The organism is Paenibacillus sp. J22FR5, assembly GCF_059691975.1.
Genome location: NZ_JCAUAN010000003.1, coordinates 183,692 through 207,469, shown reverse-complemented (window position 1 = coordinate 207,469; position 23,778 = coordinate 183,692). Strand labels below are relative to the sequence as shown.

20 protein-coding genes are annotated in these 23,778 nt (G+C 45.6%); all 20 read right to left on the bottom strand.

Annotation, left to right across the window (positions count from 1 at the left end; translation table 11 throughout):
* Positions 1-61: 61 nt before the first annotated feature.
* The 20 genes from AC58P7_RS07185 to mraZ all read right to left on the bottom strand — a co-directional run bounded on the left by AC58P7_RS07185 (position 62) and on the right by mraZ (position 23,673).
* Entirely contained in the window at positions 62-361 is a 300-nt protein-coding gene (locus tag AC58P7_RS07185) for a YlmC/YmxH family sporulation protein (protein ID WP_497341261.1), read from the bottom strand.
* Between the two features lie 142 nt (positions 362-503).
* A complete protein-coding gene (gene sigG / locus AC58P7_RS07180) occupies positions 504-1,286 on the bottom strand; it encodes an RNA polymerase sporulation sigma factor SigG (protein ID WP_056612640.1) in 783 nt (260 codons plus the stop codon).
* 160 nt (positions 1,287-1,446) lie between these two features.
* Positions 1,447-2,169, bottom strand: a complete 723-nt coding sequence (sigE, locus tag AC58P7_RS07175) for an RNA polymerase sporulation sigma factor SigE (RefSeq protein WP_497255148.1) — start codon at positions 2,167-2,169, stop codon at positions 1,447-1,449.
* A gap of 193 nt (positions 2,170-2,362) precedes the next feature.
* Positions 2,363-3,286: a sigma-E processing peptidase SpoIIGA gene (spoIIGA, locus tag AC58P7_RS07170; RefSeq protein WP_497341259.1), complete on the bottom strand. Its 924-nt coding sequence runs from the start codon at positions 3,284-3,286 to the stop codon at positions 2,363-2,365.
* 233 nt (positions 3,287-3,519) lie between these two features.
* Positions 3,520-4,644: a cell division protein FtsZ gene (gene ftsZ / locus AC58P7_RS07165; protein ID WP_497341257.1), complete on the bottom strand. Its 1,125-nt coding sequence runs from the start codon at positions 4,642-4,644 to the stop codon at positions 3,520-3,522.
* Positions 4,645-4,674: 30 nt separating this feature from the next.
* Complete coding sequence (ftsA, locus tag AC58P7_RS07160; RefSeq protein WP_497341255.1) at positions 4,675-5,919, bottom strand: cell division protein FtsA; 1,245 nt, start codon at positions 5,917-5,919, stop codon at positions 4,675-4,677.
* A 299-nt stretch (positions 5,920-6,218) separates the two neighbouring features.
* Positions 6,219-7,019 (bottom strand): cell division protein FtsQ/DivIB, encoded by an 801-nt coding sequence (locus AC58P7_RS07155; protein ID WP_497341253.1) that lies wholly within the window; start codon positions 7,017-7,019, stop codon positions 6,219-6,221.
* A 190-nt stretch (positions 7,020-7,209) separates the two neighbouring features.
* Positions 7,210-8,478, bottom strand: a complete 1,269-nt coding sequence (murA, locus tag AC58P7_RS07150; RefSeq protein WP_497341251.1) for a UDP-N-acetylglucosamine 1-carboxyvinyltransferase — start codon at positions 8,476-8,478, stop codon at positions 7,210-7,212.
* A 15-nt stretch (positions 8,479-8,493) separates the two neighbouring features.
* Positions 8,494-9,399, bottom strand: coding sequence for a UDP-N-acetylmuramate dehydrogenase (gene murB / locus AC58P7_RS07145; protein ID WP_497341249.1), 906 nt, complete (start codon positions 9,397-9,399; stop codon positions 8,494-8,496).
* 204 nt (positions 9,400-9,603) lie between these two features.
* Positions 9,604-10,674, bottom strand: coding sequence for an undecaprenyldiphospho-muramoylpentapeptide beta-N-acetylglucosaminyltransferase (gene murG / locus AC58P7_RS07140; protein WP_497341248.1), 1,071 nt, complete (start codon positions 10,672-10,674; stop codon positions 9,604-9,606).
* A 7-nt stretch (positions 10,675-10,681) separates the two neighbouring features.
* Complete coding sequence (spoVE, locus tag AC58P7_RS07135) at positions 10,682-11,779, bottom strand: stage V sporulation protein E (RefSeq protein WP_497341246.1); 1,098 nt, start codon at positions 11,777-11,779, stop codon at positions 10,682-10,684.
* 99 nt (positions 11,780-11,878) lie between these two features.
* Entirely contained in the window at positions 11,879-13,273 is a 1,395-nt protein-coding gene (gene murD / locus AC58P7_RS07130) for a UDP-N-acetylmuramoyl-L-alanine--D-glutamate ligase (RefSeq protein WP_497341244.1), read from the bottom strand.
* A 3-nt stretch (positions 13,274-13,276) separates the two neighbouring features.
* Complete coding sequence (gene mraY / locus AC58P7_RS07125) at positions 13,277-14,212, bottom strand: phospho-N-acetylmuramoyl-pentapeptide-transferase (protein ID WP_497341560.1); 936 nt, start codon at positions 14,210-14,212, stop codon at positions 13,277-13,279.
* Positions 14,213-14,296: 84 nt separating this feature from the next.
* Positions 14,297-15,679, bottom strand: a complete 1,383-nt coding sequence (locus AC58P7_RS07120) for a UDP-N-acetylmuramoyl-tripeptide--D-alanyl-D-alanine ligase (protein WP_497341242.1) — start codon at positions 15,677-15,679, stop codon at positions 14,297-14,299.
* Positions 15,676-17,166 carry a UDP-N-acetylmuramoyl-L-alanyl-D-glutamate--2,6-diaminopimelate ligase gene (locus tag AC58P7_RS07115; protein WP_497341240.1) on the bottom strand — a complete coding sequence of 497 codons (1,491 nt, stop codon included), beginning with the start codon at positions 17,164-17,166 and terminating at the stop codon, positions 15,676-15,678. The genes AC58P7_RS07120 and AC58P7_RS07115 overlap by 4 nt, the downstream gene beginning before the upstream one ends.
* Before the next feature lie 192 nt (positions 17,167-17,358).
* On the bottom strand, positions 17,359-19,287 hold the full coding sequence (locus tag AC58P7_RS07110; RefSeq protein ID WP_497341238.1) for a stage V sporulation protein D: 1,929 nt from the start codon (positions 19,285-19,287) through the stop codon (positions 17,359-17,361).
* A gap of 89 nt (positions 19,288-19,376) precedes the next feature.
* On the bottom strand, positions 19,377-21,692 hold the full coding sequence (locus tag AC58P7_RS07105) for a penicillin-binding transpeptidase domain-containing protein (RefSeq protein WP_497341236.1): 2,316 nt from the start codon (positions 21,690-21,692) through the stop codon (positions 19,377-19,379).
* Positions 21,693-21,711: 19 nt separating this feature from the next.
* Positions 21,712-22,176: a cell division protein FtsL gene (gene ftsL2, locus AC58P7_RS07100; protein WP_497341234.1), complete on the bottom strand. Its 465-nt coding sequence runs from the start codon at positions 22,174-22,176 to the stop codon at positions 21,712-21,714.
* A gap of 18 nt (positions 22,177-22,194) precedes the next feature.
* On the bottom strand, positions 22,195-23,145 hold the full coding sequence (gene rsmH, locus AC58P7_RS07095; protein ID WP_497341232.1) for a 16S rRNA (cytosine(1402)-N(4))-methyltransferase RsmH: 951 nt from the start codon (positions 23,143-23,145) through the stop codon (positions 22,195-22,197).
* A gap of 90 nt (positions 23,146-23,235) precedes the next feature.
* Complete coding sequence (gene mraZ / locus AC58P7_RS07090; protein WP_497341230.1) at positions 23,236-23,673, bottom strand: division/cell wall cluster transcriptional repressor MraZ; 438 nt, start codon at positions 23,671-23,673, stop codon at positions 23,236-23,238.
* Positions 23,674-23,778: the final 105 nt, after the last annotated feature.

The following is a 23,778-nucleotide window of genomic DNA, read 5'->3' as shown; positions in this document are numbered from 1 at the left end:
AAACACACGCTGGCTGTAAACTGCCTATATCACTAAGCAGCCTAACCCCGTGTGTCAACCGTCAATTCCGAAATTGACGGTTAAATTCATATACCCCCTCCGTCTCGTCCGTTTGACGGTACGGCCTGACATCTTCTAGCTTCACGAGCACAACATCAGCACCAATTTTCACGATATGCTTCCAAGGTATAATGACATCAGTCCCTGAACCGAACAGTCCGAAAAACCGGCTCTGATTCGGAACAACAATAGACTCGATTCTTCCTTGGCGCAGGTCAAGCTCCAAATCACTGATTTGTCCAAGCTTTTTGCCGTCCACAATATTAATTACGTCCTTCGTCTGGAAATCAGATATTTTCATGAGGCCTATCACCACATATCTCATTAGTATTTGTACTGATTTTTTATTAGTATATGTGCATGATGGGCAAAATGTCCTGATCCGCGAAAAAAGACCTTCACGGCTTGTCTACCAAGGCCGTTCCAGTCTTTGTTAATAACTTTTAGGATTTTACATGTTTCTGCATCTGACAAATAGCTGATTTCTCTAGCCTTGAGACCTGTGCTTGAGAAATGCCAATCTCATCTGCTACTTCCATCTGGGTTTTGCCTTCAAAGAAGCGCATGGAGAGGATCATTTTCTCTCGCGCATTCAGCTTATGCATCGCTTCGCGCAATGCAATTCCCTCGATCCATGACATGTCCTTATTACGTTCATCGCTTATTTGATCCATGACATAGATGGGATCGCCCCCATCATGATAAATGGGCTCGAATAAGGATACAGGATCTTGAATAGCATCGAGTGCGAACACCACATCTTCTTTAGGTACATTCAAGGCTTCAGAGATTTCGTAAATGGATGGCTCTCGTGAGTTCTGATTCGTCAGGCTGTCTCTAACTTGTAATGCTTTGTAAGCAATATCTCTCAAGGAACGAGAAACGCGAATCGGGTTATTATCTCGTAAGTAGCGGCGTATCTCACCTATAATCATCGGTACGGCATAGGTCGAGAATTTGACATTTTGACTTAAATCAAAGTTATCAATGGCTTTCATCAAACCAATACAGCCAACTTGGAAGAGATCGTCCACATACTCTCCACGATTGTTGAACCGCTGAATCACACTCAGTACCAGCCTTAAGTTGCCATTGACCAATTTCTCTCTTGCAGTTCTTTCCTGTTTAGTTTGCAGGTCAGTGAACAACTCACGCATCTCTGCATTGGTCAGCACAGGCAGTTTGGCGGTGTCAACTCCACATATCTCAACTTTATTTCGGGTCACCGTGATTACCTCCCAAGGAGAAACATTACTGTTAATTATCCCCGTGAGCGGTCGATTTATTCCTGCCCTAACCCCTAGCGAGCCACTTGACAAAAGGGTACCAACTTGCTCCCTCCCGTGACTGCTGAACAATTTCGACATTTCCTGCCAAAAAAAATTTTCAGACCATCTTGTTAAATTCTTTACGGAGCCTCTTTATGATCCGTTTTTCCAATCTAGAGATATACGATTGTGAAATACCCAGCAGATCAGCAACGTCTTTTTGCGTTTTCTCTTCCCCATCCTGCAGCCCGAAACGCAACTCCATGATGATCCGCTCACGTTCACTTAGCTTATCCAGTGCTTTATGTAAAAGCTTCCGATCGACTTGCTCTTCAATGTTCCGATAAATCGTATCATTCTCTGTTCCTAACACATCGGATAGGAGAAGTTCATTGCCATCCCAGTCAATATTCAAAGGTTCATCAAATGAAACTTCGGTTCGAATTTTACTATTCCTGCGTAAATACATAAGAATTTCATTCTCAATACAACGCGAGGCGTAAGTTGCCAGCTTAATCTTCTTTTCTGGATCAAACGTATTAACGGCTTTGATAAGTCCGATCGCGCCAATCGAAACTAAATCCTCAATGTTAATGCCCGTATTTTCAAACTTCCTAGCTATATAGACAACCAATCTCAGGTTCCGTTCAATCAACATGGCTCGAATTGCTGCGTCCCCGGATGGTAATTTTTCCAATAGGTATTCTTCTTCTTCACGAGTAAGCGGTGGAGGCAATGCTTCGCTGCCGCCAATGTAATAGATTTCCTCACCTTTGAGACCAAAGAACATCAAGATTCGATAATACGCTAGTTGAAAAAGCAGTTTCCACTTCAAGAACATGTTAGTTTCCTCCTAAGAGTTTTGCTGTGGCAAAACTTTCTTCGTAAGCGTAATCTGAGTTTTGCCTTGGCAAAACTTTCATCGTAAGCATAAGCTGTGATTTCCCTGGAAAAACTGACTTCGTAAAAGTGAACTTTGTTTATCGTCGTAACTCCTCTTGGGTCATGAACACGAATCCTGAGAATTGAAAGCGTTATCCAGCTGATATTAACGCAGGATGGATAATCGCTTGGTAGGAACCATCGCTGCACAGCTTTCCTCCGTCTAGCCCGATAAGTACCTTAGTTGCCTCCTGATGCGAATCATTATGAGTGATCACCACCTTATCAGGTTTTATGGCCAGCATGAATTGGGTATTTCGGTTAACACCTCGATAAGGAACTAAACGCAAACGATCTTGCCAGATAAACTCTTCTACTCCGATACCACTAATGATTTGATCCACATCGGCCGATCTTATCCTTTGCAGCCACGCGACAGGAAGTACATCTCCCCACTCGGCAACCTCCATAACCATAACAGGGGTACGCGTTAATGGGTCATAAAGTTGATTCCCAGTATCAATTAGCCCCTTGCAGGTGGCAACGAAGTCCCCTACATAAATCGTAACCTCCGCCAAATAAGTCGCCATAACCTCACGTTGCTTTGTACTTTGAAACACCGTTCGAAACCACCAAACGAGCGGAAGCAGCAATAGGAGCACAAACAGGATACTACCAATTTGAAATTGAAAGACAGCTACACCTGATTGGGTAAATACGATACCTTTCATGACATCAGAGGAAGATGCAAGTACATAATGGAGTCCGAACATCCCTCCGGCAACTGCGAAATTAATAAGTAGAAACGTCCCCATATTCCGCAATAAATTTTGTAAGGAGCCGTAGCCAAAAGCGGTCATAATCATACCTGTACAAAACATACATTTCACAGAAAATGTAAAAAGTATGGTTGGAACTGGTAAGAACATCATGACGACATACGAGGCACCTAATGCTGCTGAAAGCGTGATTCTCCACCATTTGAACGCTAATTTCCGCGTTTTCGCCGTGACAATGAGTAAGGCCGCATCCACAAGAAAGTTCAGCAGGAAAATGAGATCCGCATAGACGACCATACCATGCCTCACCCCCAAGACGAACACTATCTAGTAATTTCGTGACGAAACTTTCTGCTTCTAAATCAGTATAGGGGATTCAAAATTCAAAGTCTGTCTAAACTTGCTAGTAGGGTGCTACTTTTTTTGTCAGTTGGCGCGGCTTGCTCTACGTGAGAAAACCTTACAGAACAACAAAAAACCGAAGCTCCTACATCAAGTAGGGCTTCGGTCTCTAGACACATATTGTGTAATTATTTGTCAGTATTCCGTCCGCGGTTACGCAAGAAAGTCGGAATATCCAATTGATCATTCGAAGGCTGTGCGCCAAATGGTTTGAGATTATTCAGGCGATTGTCAGGTGCTGCTGTCTCAGGCTGTCCTGGTGTAATCGGACGTTTGATAGACTGATGAACAGGTGCTGCTTTATGTTCGAATCCAGTTGCAATAACAGTAACTAGAATCTCATCTTTCAGCTTCTCGTCAATAACAGCACCGAAAATCATGTTAACCTCAATATCCGAAGCAGATGCCACAATATCAGCGGCCTCATTCACTTCGTACAAGCTAAGGTTCATACCGCCTGTGATGTTCATCAAGACACCGCGTGCGCCTTCAATTGAAGTTTCCAACAACGGACTGGAGATCGCCTTTTTCGCTGCTTCCGCCGCACGATTCTCACCCGTAGCAACGCCGATACCCATAAGAGCTGAACCGCGCTCTGTCATAATCGTTTTAACATCTGCAAAGTCCAAATTGATAAGCCCTGGTACTGCGATCAAATCGGAAATCCCTTGTACACCTTGACGAAGAACATTATCCGCTTCGCGGAATGCTTCAAGCATCGGAGTCTTTTTGTCAACGATCTCAAGAAGACGATCATTCGGGATAATGATAAGCGTATCTACTTTCTCTTTCAATGCTGCTATCCCTTGCTCTGCTTGCAAAGAACGTTTGCGTCCTTCGAAAGTGAACGGACGAGTCACAACACCAACCGTAAGTGCGCCTACTTCTTTCGCAATTTCCGCAATGACTGGGGCCGCTCCGGTACCTGTACCGCCGCCCATACCTGCCGTTACGAAAACCATGTCAGCGCCGCGAAGTGTATTCAGAATCGTCTCCCTTGACTCTTCTGCTGCCTTCTTCCCGACTTCAGGGTTTGCACCTGCACCTAGACCACGGGTCAATTTATCCCCGATTTGCAATTTATGTACGGACTTGGCCAAATGAAGCGCCTGTGCATCCGTATTCACGGTAATAAACTCAACACCTTTTACACCGTTTTCAATCATGCGATTTACTGCATTGCTACCGCCGCCACCAACACCAATGACTTTAATTTGAGCCAATTGGTCTAAATCCATATCAAATTCAAACATATGAGCCATATCCCCCTAACTTAACGTTCACTAAATAAATTCACTGAAGAAATTTTTAACCCGTTCAACCCAGCCTGGCTTTTGACTATCGGAGGATTTTTTGGTAGTCTTGACTGCCAGTTTCTTGGTGAAACCTGAATTACGATTCTTCATGTATTTGTAGACAAATTGAATAATACCAACACCACTCGTGTAGGATGGATCACGCACCCCAATGAAATCAGGCACTGCAATACGAACCGAAGTGGCAAGCTCGGATTGTGCAATTGCCAGCATGCCTGGCATACAAACAGTTCCGCCTGTAAGCACATAGCCGCCTGTTAGATTACCATAGCCTAAACGATGAACTTCCGCGCGAATTAATTGAAAAATTTCTTCTACTCGGGGCTCAACGATATTTGCAAGATCAACTTGCGAGAACTCTTTTTCGACATTGCTGCCCATTCTCGTTACTTTAAACACTTGATCAGGCGCGGCGTCTTCTACAGATGCACAGCCATATTTCAGCTTGATTTTCTCCGCAATTTCCAGTTGTGTATGTAGGCCAATGGAGATATCATTGCTAACAAATTCTCCGCCGATTTGAATCGTGGACGTAGCGACTAGATTACCTTCATCGAATACGGCAATTGTCGTTGCACCGGCACCAATATCAACCAACACGGTCCCTACTGCCTTCTCATCTTTGGAAAGAGCCAGATTGCCAGATGCGAGCGACATTAGAATAAGTCCCGCGACCTTCAGTTCGGATTTTTCCACAACACGGATTAAATTATGTATGCCTGTTTTCGCTCCAGTGATGATCGTCGCTTCTACTTCCAAACGAACACCGATCATACCGCGTGGATCATTAATACCTTCTTGTCCATCAACCAAATATTGCTTAGGTACAACTCCAACTATTTCACGTTCGGGAGGTAATGCGATGACTCTTGCCGCTTGAATGACGCGATCAATATCTTCTTCTCCGATTTCACGGTCTTCATTAGAAACTGCAACAACACCGTGACTCGATTGAAGAGAAATATGATTTCCTGAAATTCCAACGTAAACCTCGGAAATTTGTATACCGACCATTCGTTCAGCATGATCAATGGCACTGCGAATTGAATGCACAGTTTGATCAATGTCAACGATTGCGCCTTTACGAATACCCTCTGACTCGGCAGATCCCACTCCTATTATATTAATGGTTCCGTTAACAACTTCCCCAATAATAGCTCGAACTTTGGATGTACCGATGTCTAAACTAACAATGATATCATTGTTGCTCAAGCCCCTGGCACCTCCTGTAACTTAGGTAAAATTGCAAAAACTCCATAAATACTTCTATACGTATTCCACACAACCGCCATATTCCCTCTTTTTTCTACATTTTTTTTGCATTTAAAAACCAGCTTCAATTTCTCATCTTAGTGTTGTGAAATGCAAACGTTCTCGTCTAGTAAAACCAAGAAAAAATAGAGTAAGCAGATAGATCCTATTTAACCATAAAACTAATTTTAACATTTTTTTCAGAGATTGAGTAGTCTCTGTCATGTTTTTTTGTCAGTAAGCGAGCACGGTTGCAATTGTTACGGTTTCGGCGTTGGTTTTGGCGTGGTCTTGGGATCTGTTTTGGACTCTCCATTTGTTGCAAATGGCGTGTGATACTCCGCTTCTAGCATCGTAATCACACCGTTCGTAATATGGTCTTCTTGTAGTCCAGCAATGTAGCCTGGCAAATTATCAATTTTATCAGGCAGGTAAGCGATTGTTGTGTGGATCTCGAATTGTGATCGCGTGTAAATTTTAATTTTGTCTGGGTAAGATTCGGAAGGATCAGGCTTAATCTCAGAAACATCGGACAACGCACTTTGCGGGATTTCGCCGAGCACTTTGCAAAGTGCCACCTTATTAGGATCCTTATCGTCCCACCCGGTTAAAATCGGCATATCGAGCGGAATACTGGTTCCAGCAGGCAATTGAATTACACCGCCGTCTGCAAGCACCGCTTGCTTTTTCCCGTCAGGATCGATTTGAAAAGCCACTTTAGGGTATTCCTCGACCTGAATGTGAATCACACCAGGAAAAGTCTTCTTCACAACGGCACTCTTGATCATAGGAACCTTAGAGATTCGCTGCCCAATCGTCTTGGAGCTCACAGCAAAAAAGCGATCACCCACAACAACCTGACTAGCTTGTCCAATTACATCCGCGGCTAATAATGTGTTACCCTCAACCTCAATATGACTAATGCGACTTAGGGAGGATTGGAAAAACAGAATGATGAGCACCGTTATGAAAAAAATGATCAAAAACGAGAGCAGCTTCCGATTCGTACGCGTTCGCGGCTTAGGTACAGGCAGCGTTGGTACTTTGTTATCTTCGGACAAGAGGGACACCACCAATTTATATTTATGACTCAAAATAAAAGGCTACTCCGTCCTACTTGGACGGGTTGCGTTTATCAAGAAATATAGCTTAATTACCGAGTGAAACATATAAATTCTTATTTCCATAGAAATGAAAACCGTGAATCCCCTCCTGCTCGCAGGAAGGGATACGCGATTGTCACACAAGATCTTATTCACTGGGCACCGGAGCTTGACGAAGTACAGAAGCCCCTAGTCTGACTAGCATATGTTCTATCCTATCATACCCTCTATCGATGTGATGAATTTGTTCAACGATCGTCGTGCCATGCGCAGCTAGACCGGCGATAACAAGAGCAGCACCAGCTCGCAAATCAGTCGCTTCAACCGTAGCCCCATATAACCTCGGTACGCCGCGGATAAAGGCTGAATTCATATCTACGCGGATATCTGCACCCATACGGGACAGTTCATCCACATGCTTAAATCTACCTTCAAATATCGTTTCTTTCATCACACTTAAACCATCTGCTAGAGATAAAAGTACCATGACTTGTGATTGTAAATCCGTAGGGAAAGAAGGATGCGGTGAAGTCACGATACGTTCAACTGCCTTCGGTCTTGCCTTGCAGCTTACATGTATTATATCACCGTCTGCGATGATTTGAACACCTGCACGCTTAAGCACATGGATGACCGAGGTTAAATGAGCAGGGTTCACACCTTCCAAGGTAATATTCCCTTTCGTTGCTGCAGCAGCGACAAGAAATGTACCTGCAACAATGCGATCCGGAATAATCCGATATGTGCAAGGTGAGAGCGTTTTAACCCCACGAATCGTAATGGTATCTGTCCCTGCCCCGATAATGTCAGCACCCATCGTGTTCAAGAAATTTTGCAAATCCTGTATTTCCGGTTCACGGGCTGCATTATAAATGGTGGTGGTACCTTCCGCTTTCACTGCGGCCATCATAATATTCTCTGTGGCTCCTACACTTGGAAAGTCCAGGAAGATTTCATTACCTTGCAGTGTATCTGAGGTACATACGATCCTATTGGCGAATTCTTCAATTTCGGCTCCAAGAGCCTGCAATCCTTTGAGGTGCAAATCGATTTTACGTTCGCCAATTGCACAGCCACCCGGTTGATACACGGTGACGGTGCCGAATCTAGCGAGTAGTGGACCCATAAGAAAGATGGAAGAACGCATCTGACCCATCAATTCTTCGGGGATGTGGGAGGATTGAACTGTGGATGTTGTGACGGTTACCGTATCTCCTTGCTGCTCAGCTCGACAGCCCAGTGCACGAAGAATGCACAGCATGGTGTCGATATCGAGCAGTTTCGGAACATTGTGCAAAGTATGCGTGCCACTAGCAAGTAGGCAGGCAGCTAAAATTGGTAATGCGGCGTTTTTCGCGCCGTGTATCTGGATGGCTCCCGTAAGAGGTCTTCCACCTTCGATAACGAGCTTCTCCAAAATTCCACCTCCGATTTACCTCTCACCCATTACCAGAACCTCAGGTACTAGCTTGATGCCGTAGACTCTCTCTACGATCTGCTGTACTTCGTTGATAAGTGTGAGAACGTCCTCGGCTGTAGCATCTCCAGTATTAACAATGAAATTGGCGTGAAGCATCGAGATTTCTGCTCCACCGACACGTTTGCCTTTCAGGCCTGCTTCTTCGATGAGCTTAGCTGCGAATCCCCCTTCGGGGTTGCGAAATACGCTTCCTGCGCAAGCTAATTGTAGCGGTTGCGTGCGGAGACGCCGATCCCGGTAAGCCGCCATAGCCCCCGCGATTTCATTGCGATCTCCTGCCTGCAATTCAAAAACAGCCTCTGTAACAATGCCAGGCAGTGCGTGCAAAATAGAATGTCGATAAGCATATTGTAAATCTTCTGCCTGCATGACGACCAATTCCCCTGTATCCAGGATAACTTCAGCCTGCTTGAGTATGCGTGACACATCGGACCCATGAGCCCCTGCATTCATGTAGACGGCGCCTCCCACTGAACCGGGAATGCCTGAAGCAAACTCCAGTCCGGTCAAACCTTCTCTGGCTGCTAGTACGGACAATTTAATGAACGAATAGGAACCTCCAGCGAAGACCCTCGCGCCCTCAAAGCGAAGTGTATCTAACGTCTGACCTAGCTTAATGACGACGCCTCGAATCCCTTTATCTCGAATCAGCAAGTTAGAGCCTCGACCGATTACAGTCCAAGGTTCGCCACGTTCATGGAGAAACTTGATGGCAGCAGCTACCTGCTCTTTGGAGTGAGGAATAATCAGGCAATCAGCCGGACCGCCGATTTTCCAAGTGGTATAAGGAGCCAGTCGTTCATTCGTTCTTATCTCGCCAATATTTGATGCCTGTAAGTCGGCTATTAACTTCTGCATGGGAAAACCTCCTTCACAGAACGTAGGGCGAAATGTAAGGACTAACAGATGGGAGTTCCTACATTTCATTCATAAGGAGCTTAACGAAGTTGGCCGGTCTTCGTTCCTTGAACACTTATGAAGCCTTAGGTGTCTGTCACGGTTATAGTGTAGTTTATGTAAAATCGGATAGAGTGTGACAATCGCCTATACCCTTTAACAAAATCAAAATGATTTACTATGCGTTTCAATCAGTTTCACAATGGCAGCGACAGCGTCGCTTTCTTTACGCGATTGCATCGATGCCTTGTAAGTCTCACGGTTCGCGTATAGCTTCTCGACATGTTCAGCAAGTCCTTCAACAGTTAGATCCTCTTCTTGAATCACATCGGCATAACCAGCCTTCTGGAAAGACGCTGCATTCAGAATCTGATCTCCCCGACTTGCTTGACGGGAAAGCGGGATTAACAGCATTGGCTTTTCTAAGCCTAGAAATTCGAAAATCGACGTTGCCCCTGCTCGAGAAATGACAAGATCGGTCATCGCCATGACGTCTGGCAGCTCCTCGTTCAAGTACTCGAATTGTTTGTAACCCCGGGTATGAAGATGCTCTGCAGACACATTTCCTTTGCCGCACAGATGTACAATTTGAAACTGAGCTAGTAAACGATCCAAGTTAGCTCTTACAGCCTGATTAAGCACTTGAGAGCCCAAGCTGCCACCTATAACTAAAATAACGGGTTTCTGTGAATGAAAATCACATAGCTGAAGGGCGCGTGAGGCTTTCCCACTGTTAATATGTTCACGGATGGGCAAGCCAGTAAGAACAGACTTTCCACCCGTTATATGCGATAGGGACTCTGGAAACGTTACACATACTTTCGTTGCAAAAGGGATTGAAATTTTATTGGCCAGTCCTGGGGTCATATCAGATTCATGAATAATAACGGGTATGTTGTTCAGACGACTCCCAAGAACGACCGGAACGGAAACGAACCCGCCTTTCGAAAAGACGATGGCGGGCTTCAAGCGTTTAAGTAATCGATAGGATTCATAAACACCTTTCATGACTTTGAACGGATCTTTTATATTTTTGAGATCAAAATAACGTCGTAGTTTCCCTGATGAGATCGGGTAAAAAGGAACCCCTTCCCGCTCAATAATATCTTTTTCAATACCAGTAGCCGAGCCTATGTATGTAATTTCCCAACCGAGTTGCTTCAGCTTATGCATCAGCGCTAGATTTGGCGTAACATGGCCTGCAGAGCCACCTCCGGTAAAAACAATCGTTTTCATTCCCCTGTCACCTCGAATAGCGGGATATATTAAGCAGGATGCCAACAGATGTCAGCATGAGCGTCAACGAAGAGCCTCCTGCACTTATGAATGGCAGCGTAATGCCGGTTACTGGGAACATCCCAATGACAACGCCAATATTAATAATGACTTGAACCGCGATCATGCCGATAATGCCGACCGCAATTAAGCTAGCAAACGTATCTGGTGCCGTGATTGCTGCGCGCATCCCTCGCCATACTAAGATGGTGAAGAGCAGCAAAACCAGTGTGCCTCCGATAAAACCAAGTTCTTCAGCGATGATAGAAAAAATAAAGTCTGTTTGCGGTTCCGGTAAGTAGCTATACTTCTGCCGGCTCATCCCTAATCCAAGCCCGACAAGACCTCCTGGTCCAATCGCATACAACGATTGAATGGATTGATATCCCGCACCGAGCGGATCCTGCCACGGGTCTAGGAAGGCAGTAATCCGTTTCAAGCGATAAGGCGCAGCGATAACCAGTCCTATAAAACCAGCACCCCCTATCATACCTAGATAAGAGAGATGAAGCAATCTCGCACCTGCGGTATAGATAATCAAGAGGGAAGCTCCAACGAGAACAACACCTGTTCCCAAATCCGGCTGGAGCATGATCAATCCGAACGCTAAGCCCATTATACCAAGAGGTGGCATTAAACCTTTGGTCAACAGCGTAATCTTGGATTGATTTTCGGATAGCAGCTTAGAAAGATAGAGAATCATCCCGATTTTCATGAACTCAGAAGGTTGAATCCCGAAAGCCCCGATACCTAACCAGCTACGCGCGCCGCCGCGAATAACCCCGATACCAGGAATCAATACGATAACCAGCAATCCAAAGCAAATAAACAGAGCAATTTTCCCAAATCGTTTCCATACCAAATAATCCACATTCATCGTGAAAAACATCGCAACAATGCCCAGGACTGCGAAAATTAATTGTCTTTTTAAATAATAAAAGGAATCGCCAAATTCACGAAACGCAAGAACACTACTAGCACTGTAGACCATAATAATGCCAATTGTCAAAAGCAGCAAGGTCGGAATAATAATCCAAATGTCAGGAGCGGAGCGTGCTTTACCCATTACAGACACCTCTTTGTCAGTTGTGGGCATCCATCTAATGAGGAATTAATTGACAAGGGTCAGTTAATCTACTAGTCCATTAAAGTGGATAAGCCCTACTTAAAGGTTATGCACGGACTCCTTAAACATGCGTCCTCTGTCCTCATAGGATGGAAACATATCCCAACTCGCACAAGCAGGTGAAAGCAGAACAATATCCCCCTGCTCACTCATTTGCCAGGCAAGCTGAACGGCTTGTGAGACCGCGTCCGCTGCATCTTTAGCAGTATCGACGGTTTGGACCTTGCTAATCCCTGCCAATTCGGCAATATGCATGATTTTTTCTCTTGTTTGACCTAAAGTTACAATTCCTTTGATGCGTTCACGGAAGGTTGGTAACAGTTCCATGTAGTCTGAACCACGATCCAAGCCTCCTGCGATCAAAACAATTGGTTGATTAAATGCTTCAATGGACTTCACAGATGCGGCTGCATTCGTTGCTTTGGAGTTATTATAAAAGGTTACGCCATCCAGCTCTCTCACAAGCTCCAGACGGTGCTCTACGCCTTGGAAACTTCTCAACACACCTGCGATAGCTGCGAGGTCAACCCCAACCGTAATGGCCGCTGCAGCGGCTGCTAAAGCGTTCTCCACGTTAAAGCTGCCTGGGATTCCCATTTCAGCAGCAGGCAAAATTATTTGAATGTCATCCTGACCATTTGCGTAAACAAGGCAGTCTGTTTCATCATCCAGATACACACCAAAATCAAGCTTTTCTTTCATCGAAAAAGGGAACTGTTTTGCCTTCAGACTCGGTATGAGACGTTGGCAAACTTCGTCATCCCAGTTCAAAATCGCGGTATCGGCTTCGGTTTGATTGTCAAAAAGTTTGGCCTTAGAGGAGATATAGTCCTCCATGGAGCCATGATAATCTAAATGAGTTTCATATAGATTCAACAGAAGGCCAATTGTCGGGCGGAAAGAGGTGGTCCCTTTTAACTGAAAAGAGCTCAATTCCACGACCATCCAATTCTCAGCTGTCACTTCGGGAGTCGCTTCAGTAAGTGCACGACCGATATTTCCTGCAACAACGGGCTTCAAGCCAGCCGCATCCAGCATTAAGCCGATAAGCGTCGTCGTCGTCGTTTTACCATTGGAGCCCGTGATCCCGATGATCGGAGCTTCACAAAATTGATACGCGACCTCAACTTCGGTCACAACCTCAATGCCCAGTTCTTCAGCTTTACGAATAGGCTCTATGGAGTAAGGAATGCCTGGGTTTTTGACAACGAGTGCAACCCCATCATGCACGAGGGACTCTGGATGAAACCCACATACAACAGAAATACCCAGAGCCTCCAATTCGTCGGCTTCAGGGCACGCGCTTCGTTCCTTTTTGTCGTTGACAGTGACGAGAGCTCCTTTTTGATGAAAAAGCTTAGCTGCAGCGACACCGCTGCGAGCCAAGCCAAGTACAACCACTTCAAGTCCACGATATTCCCGCGGATGCTTCATGTTCTACAACACCTCATTCATATATAATCCGAGCACGGCAAGCACGAGACCTACGACCCAGAAAGTAATTACAACTCGCCATTCGGACCAGCCAACTAATTCAAAGTGATGATGGATCGGACTCATTTTGAACACACGTTTTTTTCTAGTTTTGAAGGAAACGACTTGGATGACGACGGATAAAATTTCAATTAAAAATACGCCGCCAATAATAGCTAGCAGGAGCTCTGATTTCGTCAAAATGGCAACAGCGACAAGTCCACCGCCGATTCCTAGGGAGCCTGTGTCTCCCATGAAGACTTTGGCAGGGTGAGCATTGAAGACGAGAAATCCGAGTACCGCACCGACCATAGCTGCTGAGAATATCGCCGCCTCCGGCTGCGTATTATTCATAGCAATAATCGTGTAGGCACCGAAAGCAATCGCACTTGTCCCTGCTAACAAGCCGTCCAAGCCGTCTGTAAAGTTAACAGCATTCGATGCGCCTAGCATTAAGATCGCCATCAGCGGGAAATACAGCCACCCTGCATTGATGTGGTAGGAAACAAACGGCACGTAAATATCTGTACTGTGTCCTTGCATAATAAGTAAATAACAGACAATGGCTGAAATCAATAATTGACCAAACAGCTTTTGCTTCGCTGTAAGACCTAAGGATCGCTTAAAAATAATTTTGATATAGTCATCTAAGAAGCCAACAAGTCCATATCCTAATGAAGCTAATAAAAGAATGAGTAAATCTGTATTTTTATCCGCAAAACGAAGCGTAGCCAAGGAAAGCGCGAGTAAAATAATAACGCCGCCCATCGTTGGTGTTCCTTGTTTTTTGAGATGACCCTGAGGGCCATCTTCGCGAATTTGTTGCCCAAATTTCATGCGTCGTAAAATAGGTATACATAACGGCCCCATGATTAGCGCAAGCACAAATGCCACACCCATTGTTAATAAAACTGCGTTTTCCACGTTGGTTCCCCCTGCTCATTTCCGTCACTCTATTTCATATGCCTAATTCCATAACTCTTACTAGGCTAATAAGCTTTGTACAACCTGCTCAAGCCGCATCCCCCGCGAGCCCTTCACGAGCACAAGATCCTCGCCTCGTGCGATGGCGGCGAGCTCCTCCGCGAGCTGCGCCTTATCCTCATAGGCACGCACATGCGCCTCCGGGAAGGCTTTCGTCGCTTCATCCGCGATGAAGCGGCCAAGCCGGCCGAACGTGAAGACGTAGTCTACACGTTCGGGAGACAGCATCGCGCCAATGCCGCGATGGAACTGCTCTTCGTGCTCGCCAAGCTCCAGCATGTCGCCGAGCACGAGGAACTTCCGACCGAAGCCGCTCAGCTGCTCGGTCAAGGCAATCGCCGCCCGCATCGAGGCGGGGCTAGCGTTATACGCATCGTTAAGCACGGTCAGCCCAGAGGCTGCCGTGAGCTTCTCGATGCGCATGCTTGTCATCTGCAGCGCGCGAAGCCCCGCTGCAATGCCTTCAGGCGAGACGCCGAAGGCCTCGCCGACGGCGATGGCTGCAAGCGCATTAACGACGTTATGCGTACCGAGTAAGGGAATAAACAATTCCGGATATTCCGGTGAATGGATCGTGAAGTACGCCCCCTCCGCATCCATGCGGATATCCGTTGGATAACGATCATTGTTCTGACTATGACCGAAACGGATTCGACGTAAGCCGACCGGTAAGTCCAATTCGCCCAGTACTTGTTCAATTAACGGCTCATCCCCGTTATAAATGATCAAACTCCCCTCAGGCATACCTGTAACAATCTCCGCTTTCGCCCGGGCAATCTCATCCCTTGAGCCCAACTGGAGCATATGCGATTCACCGATCATGGTGATAATGGCAGCTTCTGGCTCGGCAATTTCGGACAATAAGGCAATTTCGCCGCGTCCGCTCATCCCCATCTCAACGACAGCAAATTGCGTCGTTTCTTCAAGAAGCAGTAACGTTAGCGGCAATCCGATATGATTGTTCAGATTTCCCTTGGTTTTATGAACCTCATAGGTGCTCCCCAAGACAGCCGCAACCAAATCTTTGGTCGTCGTCTTCCCATTACTTCCTGTAATGCCGATAATTCGTACAGGGAGCTCTTTGCGATAGGCTTTCGCCAATCCTTGAAGCGCGGTAAGCGTATCTTCGACAAGGATGAAAGGAATACCACTAGGCACTGGACCGTGATCCTTTTGCCAGAGTATAGCCGCTGCCCCTTTATGATAAGCATCTTCCGCATAGTGGTGACCATCGAAATTTTCTCCAATAAGCGGGATAAACAGACTGCCAGCCTGAATCGATCGCGTATCCGTAGAAACCCCTTTTATCGAAATGTCACCTTGAGCACTTGACACCTCGCTGCGGAGCATCATTGCTACTTGACCTAATGTGCGCTGAATCACTGTGTTCTCCCCCTTATCGCGGCCTTAGCCACCAAACGATCGTCGAAATCATGTTTAACCCCCATGATATCCTGATACGTTTCGTGGCCTTTTCCCGCTATCAATATTACATCTTTAGGGCCTGCCCCTTCAATAGCCTTTTGTATCGCTTTTTTACGATCTGCCAGCAAAACATACTGCTTTTCTGGGTAATGAACTTCTTTGAGACCAGGCTCGATATCGGCAAGAATCGCTTCCGGATTCTCTGTTCGCGGATTATCAGAGGTCACATATAAGAAGTCGCTGTATTGCGCAGCAACCTTCCCCATTAGTGGACGCTTCGTTTTGTCGCGATCCCCACCACAGCCAAATACGGTAATGACCTTACCTTCGGCAAATTCGCTAACTGTGGACAGCGCATTCTCCAACCCATCAGGCGTATGTGCATAGTCAACCAAAACCAAGTAATCTTGACCCTCGTTCACAACTTCCATTCTGCCGTCAACGACAGTTATACTTTCAAGGCTAGTGCGAATCGCGTCCAATGAGAATCCTTCTGCCAATGCAGCTGCTATGGCGCCAAGGGCATTATACACATTGAATTTGCCAACTAATTGCATACGGAAGAACGCTTCTCCTGCGAATGATTTCAGCTGAAATTCCGTCCCGGTTCCAGTCATGCGTATATCAGTAGCCCGTACATCGCACTCATTTTCAATACCATAAGTAACGACTTGCGCAGCTGTCAGTCTCTGAAAAGTCTGTGAAGCCTCATCATCGGCGTTAAGAATGGCATATTGGCGAGCATCGGAATCAGCCGAAAAGCCGTTTCCTAGACGAGAAAATAACAATCCTTTCGCGGCTGCATAGGCATCCATCGTTTTGTGATAATCCAAATGATCCTGCGTTAGATTTGTAAAAATGCCTGATCGAAACTGGATCCCTTTGACCCTTCCCATGTCTAAGCCATGCGAGGAAACCTCCATAATACAATACTGAGTTCCACTATCAGACATTTTCCTTAAAATACGTTGAAGCTCCAGTGCTTCTTGCGTATTCGTTGCTTTATTTTCTATGTATTGGTCACCAATTTTAATATGGATATTTCCCATTAAGCCCGTCAAATAGCCTTGATCAGCGATGATTCTTTCCAGTAAGTACGTGGAGGTCGTTTTACCATTCGTCCCTGTAATCCCGATGATCTTCATCTCTTTGCTAGGATACCCGTAGAAATGAGCAGACAGTGCAGCCATAGCAAATCTGGCATCTTTCACTACGAGCTGCGGGACAGGAAGGTCCAGCACTCGTTCTGTAACAAGCGCAGAAGCCCCGAGCGCAATCGCTTTGGGGGCATAGTCGTGACCATCAGCTGTCAATCCAGGGATGCATAGAAACAAATCTCCAGGTTTAATTTTACGAGAGTCTGCCTCAATTCCCGAGATCTCCGTGTCTGTATCGCCGTGTATATGGGTAATGAGCAGTGCGGAAGCAAGCTCCTGCAGTTTCATAAGCAACCCTCTCTTCCTTGAAATATAAGAACGTATATGTTTCACTTGATAATTCGGCTTAATTTTTAGATAAACGCTCTAGTCCCTTTCAGGACGGCGTAGCCGTTTATTTCAAATTCCCTATCTATTATGGACAATTTTATGCAAGTAGAAAAGCTAAACATGTCTTATTCTTAAATCTTTTTTTCATTTCTACTTTTCCGGATCAACATCCGATAAGAAAATTCGAATCGTTGAGCCTTGATCCACCCGTGAACCCGCTTTAGGCGCTTGTGAGATCACATATTTGCCATTCCCTGACTTCGCAAGCCTAAAATTCATGTTCAGGTCTTCTAATATATCATCAACTGACGCTCCAACCAAGTCCGGAACTTCAACTACTGGAATTTCCCCATATCGGTATTCTTTGTCCAGTTGATTTTTGTCGGGTTCTACTTTCATGTACCGTAGGGCATCCGCCATGATATCTCTGACGAGCGGAGCTGCAATCAGACCCCCGAATTGGATTCCTTTCGGGTCATCCACTGCGGCATAGACAACAATTTTGGGATTATCCGCTGGCGCGAAGCCAATAAAGGAAACGATATGTTCATCCGGTGAATAACGTCCATTAATGACTTTCTGTGCAGTTCCTGTTTTCCCGCCGACCCGATAGCCATCAATAAAAGCATTACGTCCTGTCCCCTTCGCTACTACACTCTCCAGCGCTTCGCGAACTTGTCTGGACGTATCCTCTGAAATCACATTTCGCACCAGTTCCGGCTCGACAACATCGACGACTTCACCTGTATCCGGATTGGAAAAGGATTTCGCGACGAAAGGTTTAAACAGCTTGCCACCGTTAATCGCTGCGGAAACTGCTGTAATTTGTTGGATTGGCGTAACAGACACCCCTTGACCAAAAGCTGTCGTTGCCAGCTCCACTGGACCTACTTGGGATGGTTTGAACATAATCCCGTTCTCTTCCCCGCCAAGATCAATCCCTGTCTTTTTACCAAAGCCAAATCGGGAAATATAGTCAAATAATTTCTCTTTGCCTAAACGTTGACCCATGACGACGAAACCAGGGTTACAGGAGTTTTGAACAACTTGCAGCATCGTTTCACTGCCATGACCACCACGTTTCCAACAGCGCAGCCGAGCGCCGCCAACCTCAATGGAGCCAGGATCATAAAACTGCTCATTTTTTAAATCAACTTTCTTTTCTTCGAGCGCTGCGGCTAACGTAATGATCTTGAACGTTGAACCAGGCTCGTACGTTTTCCATATTGGTAAATTCCGGTTATAGGTTTCAGCCGGAGACTCCATATATTTACTTGGATCATATGTAGGACGACTGCCCATCGACAAGATCTCACCGGTATTCGGATCCATCATGATGGCAATGACATTCTGTGCTTGATATTGCACCATCGCTTGATCTAGCGCACGTTCCATCACGGATTGCAGATGACTGTCAATGGTCAACTTCACATTAAGACCATCTTTAGGCGGGGTGTACGTATCCGTAGTTCCTTCTAAGGTCCGGCCAGCCGCATCCGTCATATACGAAATACTGCCCGCAATGCCAGTTAATTGCGAATTATATTTCGACTCAATGCCTGTCAGGCCCTTATCGATCCCTGCGAAGCCAAGAATATGTGCAGCTAAAGCCCCATAAGGATAATAGCGTTTATTATCCTCCGCTACGACAATGCCTGGCAATTGCAGCTTCCGAACCTCTTGTGCCTTTTCAATCGAAATTTTACGACCAGAGGGTCTTATATTATTTTGCGACGTTTTTTTGGTAATTTGTTTGTAAATATCATCTTCATTGCCTTCTAGTACTTCCGCAAGCTTGGCAGCTGTACCATGAGCATCTTGAATTTGTACAGGTATGGCAATAATCGTGGGAGTACTCATACTATAAGTCAAAGTCAACCCATTGCGATCTTGAATCTCGCCTCGCTTGGGCGCAAACGCGATTTCTCTTCGCCAGCTGTCCTCGGCTTTTTCTGCTAGGTCTTGTCCAATCCAAAGCTGGACATAAGCTAAGCGTATGATTAGTGCTGTAAAGATGACAGTTCCAATGATTAACGCCGTAAATAATCTGCGACGAACGGTAACGTTAGAAGCCCGCATGAACGTTCAGTCTCCCTTCCCACTATTGTCATGTTCATTCCTAACATGACTATTCGGGACAAACAGGGGTTAGAACAAGCTGTTTACGATCATTGTTTATTTGAGGCTGCTCGTTTCGTATCCGTTTTGGAGTTAGGTGTTGACGTTGGTGTCGGTGTTGACTTTGGTGTTGGCGTTGGTGAACTAGATGAAGATGGAACAGGCGTTGAAGCTGCCGACCCATCTGACTTATCACCTAGTGGTTTAAGTTGGAGGGTTACCCCGCGACCTTCATCTGCAGCAGATTGCTCTGAGACATATCCTTCACCGGATGTTTGACATTCGACCTTGAAGAAGGAGCACGCCTCAACGGCATCTCTCAGTGATCTTCCAACTAGGTTAGGAAGCGGCATTTCCTCGACAGGCTGCATGGCAACGTAGATGCGCTGCGTTGACAAAATTTGAGTTCCTGCCTTCGGGAATTGATCAACAACCTTCTCGCCTTTCCCAAATACTTCGAGAGACAACCCGATATCTTTGGCCGTTCCTTTCGCGCCATTTGATGAAACATCCATAAAATTAGGCACATTAAGCTTATTCGCTTCTTTAGTAACCGTTTTTGGTTTCTTACTCGATGCCACACCCATGTACTGCAAGGACTCGCCTACGATTTCTTTAAATGCTGGCGCAAGTACTTGTCCACCCAAGTGATAGTTCCCGCCCAAATCGGGCTGATCCGCGATCAGTGTAATTAGAATCCGCGGATCTTCTACAGGCGCATAGCCAATAAACGAGATTACCCACGTATCAGGTGAATACGTTTTTTCTCCTGGAAGTACGATGTTGGCGGTTCCCGTTTTGCCAGCTACACGGTAATCCTCCATAAAGGCAAGTTTACCTGTCCCAATCTCTTGGTCAGATACGACCTGTTCTAAGTAGCTGCTCACTTGCGCAGCGGTTTGCGGGCTTACAACCTGTCTAACCACCTGTGGTTCATAGGCTGTAATTACTTTACCCGTTTTCGGATCAACAATATCTTTGACAATGTGTGGCCACATCAATTTGCCGCCGTTCGCAATTGCAGCGTATGCCGCCGTTTGTTGAATCGCCGTAACTACGACTTTCCCCTGACCATACGTCGCTGTTGCGTACTCAGATGGATATTTCATATCAATAAGACCTGAAACCTCGCCCGGCATGTCAATGTTTGTTTTCTGATCAAAGCCAAACTTCGTAATAAAATCACTCAGCTTTTGAGGTGTTAGCTTCTCGATGCCTAGCTTCACAAAAGCAACATTACTAGACCGTTTAAGTCCTTCTAGGAAGGTTATTTTCCCCCACCCGACGAGATTATGGTCATGAAGTACGCGGTCTGATACTTTAATCGAACCTGATTGATAGGTTTCATTCGGATTAAATAAACCCTCTTCCACGGTTCCTGCAAGGGTAACTAACTTAAAGGTAGAGCCCGGTTCATAGCGAGAAGAAATGGCGCCATTCTTAAAATCGCTTTGATCATTAATCGTCCAATAGGAGTTAGGGTTAAAGGTCGGCGTATTCGCCATCCCTAAAATTTCCATCGTTTTCGGATCAACCGCGATAGCTGTCAAGCTTTTCGGGTGCCATTTGTCATTCACTTTAGCTAAAGCGCTCTCTAAGTAAAATTGAATATTTTTGTCAATCGTGAGGCGGACATTATTTCCGTCTTCTGCAGGCTTAAAGTTGACTTTGGCATCTGGAAGCTCAACGCCTTTGCCATCCTTTTCGTAGCTAAGCATGCCGGGAACACCCTTCAGCGTATCGTTTAATTTCAGCTCCAGCCCCAGCGCCGCTTCACCTTCTTTATTCGTATACCCCAGGATATGGGATGCCAAGGATTCACCTGGATAGTATCTCTTCTTATCTTCAAGAATGGAAATACCGACACTTGCTTTGGTACTCAACTTTAGTTTGGTTTGTAAATTGGAAATGAGCGTACGGACTTGATCCGCCTTCTCCTTTTCAATCTTCCACCCTTCGTTCCGAACTTCTACGTTCGCAGCGAAGTCTGTACCATCTAGGTTCTTCTTCGTTGCTCGTTCGCGAATCTTATTCACAAGCTCCGCACGGGAAGCCTCGGAATCCTTCAGAATATCCGCTAACCCTTGGGTCACGTCCTCGGCAATGTGCAAAGCATCGATCACTTTCGGATTTAGCGCTATCGTATAAGCCGTTGACTCTACCGCCAGCACCTTATCATTACGATCCAAGATAGAACCACGCACAGGGGTTAAGACTTTGTCTGTCTCCCATCTTTTCTCGGCCTTCTCTAGCAACCAAGAAGCTTCTACGACTTGAATCCAATAGACTTTGACCATGAGGACAACAAAAAGAAGGGTAAAGAACCCTCCGATTAGCAAAGAACGCAGCTTAATTTTTTTTGTCATATGAGTACCTGCCTGCCTGTTACGGTTTAGAAGCTGATTTCGTATTTTTGCTACTCGTTGCAGCAACACTAGTTGTACTAGACTTCGATTTCGTAGTTGTCGTCGTTTGCGCTACGACATTCCCTTGCTTCTCATCTTGTAAATTAAACCCGAGACGGACAGCTTCCTCTTTTAAACGATCTGGGCTTTGCAGCTTCTCTACTTCTTGCTTGAGCGCGCTGTTCTGTGCTTGAATTTCACGAATCTCGCCTTGCATTTTCAAAATATTCGCATTCATCTGATAGATCGCGGCAAACCGCCAAATGATCACACCAGCAACAATAACACAAAGAACAACTGTAAATAAATATAGCATTTTTTCTTGTGCAGGCAATGAGGAATTCCGATAAACAACCTTGGTTGTTTCTTTTATCTTTACACGCTGTTGTGGATTCGGTTTGCGTTTCGGATCAAGTGCCAAATTGCCTTGAATATATGATGACATCGCTTATTCCTCCCTTGGTCAAAGCTTTTCTGCAATTCTTAATTTAGCGGATCTAGCTCGTTGATTAACTTCTAATTCATGTTCACTAGGTAGAATAGGTTTGCGCGTAACGAGTTTTAAATCTCCCGCTTTGGAGCAAACACACATTGGAAAGGCCGGTGGGCACGTACATTTCTCCACATTTTTCACGAAAAATTGCTTACAGATGCGATCTTCCAACGAATGGAATGTGATGACCGCAATGCGCCCTTGAGGTGCTAGACAGCGTAGAGACTGTTTAAGCGCTTCTTCAAACGCCCCTAGCTCGTCATTCACGGCGATCCGTAACGCCTGGAAGCTCCGTTTAGCCGGGTGACCACCAGTCCGTCTCGCTGCTGCTGGAATCCCCTCTTTGATCAACTCAACGAGCTCGCCAGTTGTTTCAATCGGTTTCTTGGTCCGCGCTTCAACGATCACACCAGCAATACGTCTCGAAAACTTTTCTTCGCCATATTCAAACAAAATTCGCGCAATTTGGTCAGCCGGCCATTCATTGACGATCGTTTTGGCCGTTAATGACGTATCACGATCCATTCTCATGTCGAGTTCTGCATCCTGATTGTAGCTAAACCCGCGATCTCCATCATCCAGCTGAGGTGAAGAGACACCTAGATCAAACAAAATGCCATCTACTTGTGGTTTGCCATCTCGCATTGCTTTGGGTACTCCACGGAGCACAAGCTCTATATCTCTGAAGTTGCTTTTGATAATCGCTACGCGATCTAAATAAGGAGCTAATACGGTTTGAGCGTTTGCTAATGCTATATCGTCTTGATCAAGGGCAATGAGCAACCCTTCTGGACCTAACTTTGAAGCAATAAGCGAGCTATGTCCCGCGCCTCCCATTGTACAATCCACGTAAACGCCATCTGGTTTTATATATAAACCTTCTACAGATTCCTCTTTAAGTACAGTCACATGATGAAACACTCGTTGTCCTCCTAAAGGTTTTGCCTTGGCAAAACTGACTTCGTAAGCATAGTCTTAGTTTTGCCTTGGCAAAACTTACTACGATATCTTCTATAAATCAAAATTAAAATCGACCAGCTTCTCTGCAATTTCATTGAATGACTGTTCAGACTCATTGGCATAGCTTTCCCAAACTTGCTTGCTCCAAATCTCCACACGATTAGAAACACCAATAACAACACAATCTTTCGTAAGCTTCGCATGATCAACAAGATTTCCCGGAATGTTTGCCCTTCCTTGTTTATCAAGCTCACACTCTGTTGCACCAGAGAAGAAAAACCGGGTAAAGGCACGTGCATCTGACTTCATTAATGGCAATGCTTTCAGCTTCTGCTCGAGGATTAACCATTCTGATTGCGGGTATACAAACAAACACTGATCCAAACCACGGGTGATGACAAAAGCTTCGCCAAGGGCTTCACGAAATTTAGCCGGGATAATCATTCGGCCTTTCTCGTCAATGCTATGTTGATATTCGCCCATAAACATAGCATTGCGCCCCCTTTCCCTCCACTTTGTACCACTTTTCACCACATTTGAATCAATATTCGCTAAAAATAAAAGAAATCCTGCTTAGTTAGCAGGATTAATTAA

Bases quoted from the DNA above. Each gene is read 5' to 3' on its own strand.
- AC58P7_RS07110 (WP_497341238.1), bottom strand. From the start codon at position 19,287: ATGCGGGCTTCTAACGTTACCGTTCGTCGCAGATTATTTACGGCGTTA.
- sigE (WP_497255148.1), bottom strand. From the start codon at position 2,169: ATGTTCTTGAAGTGGAAACTGCTTTTTCAACTAGCGTATTATCGAATC.
- ftsL2 (WP_497341234.1), bottom strand. From the start codon at position 22,176: ATGTCATCATATATTCAAGGCAATTTGGCACTTGATCCGAAACGCAAA.
- murD (WP_497341244.1), bottom strand. From the start codon at position 13,273: ATGAAGCATCCGCGGGAATATCGTGGACTTGAAGTGGTTGTACTTGGC.
- AC58P7_RS07115 (WP_497341240.1), bottom strand. From the start codon at position 17,166: ATGAAACTGCAGGAGCTTGCTTCCGCACTGCTCATTACCCATATACAC.
- AC58P7_RS07105 (WP_497341236.1), bottom strand. From the start codon at position 21,692: ATGACAAAAAAAATTAAGCTGCGTTCTTTGCTAATCGGAGGGTTCTTT.
- spoVE (WP_497341246.1), bottom strand. From the start codon at position 11,779: ATGGGTAAAGCACGCTCCGCTCCTGACATTTGGATTATTATTCCGACC.
- mraZ (WP_497341230.1), bottom strand. From the start codon at position 23,673: ATGTTTATGGGCGAATATCAACATAGCATTGACGAGAAAGGCCGAATG.
- AC58P7_RS07185 (WP_497341261.1), bottom strand. From the start codon at position 361: ATGAAAATATCTGATTTCCAGACGAAGGACGTAATTAATATTGTGGAC.
- murB (WP_497341249.1), bottom strand. From the start codon at position 9,399: ATGCAGAAGTTAATAGCCGACTTACAGGCATCAAATATTGGCGAGATA.
- spoIIGA (WP_497341259.1), bottom strand. From the start codon at position 3,286: ATGGTCGTCTATGCGGATCTCATTTTCCTGCTGAACTTTCTTGTGGAT.
- mraY (WP_497341560.1), bottom strand. From the start codon at position 14,212: ATGGGTGTGGCATTTGTGCTTGCGCTAATCATGGGGCCGTTATGTATA.
- ftsZ (WP_497341257.1), bottom strand. From the start codon at position 4,644: ATGTTTGAATTTGATATGGATTTAGACCAATTGGCTCAAATTAAAGTC.
- murG (WP_497341248.1), bottom strand. From the start codon at position 10,674: ATGAAAACGATTGTTTTTACCGGAGGTGGCTCTGCAGGCCATGTTACG.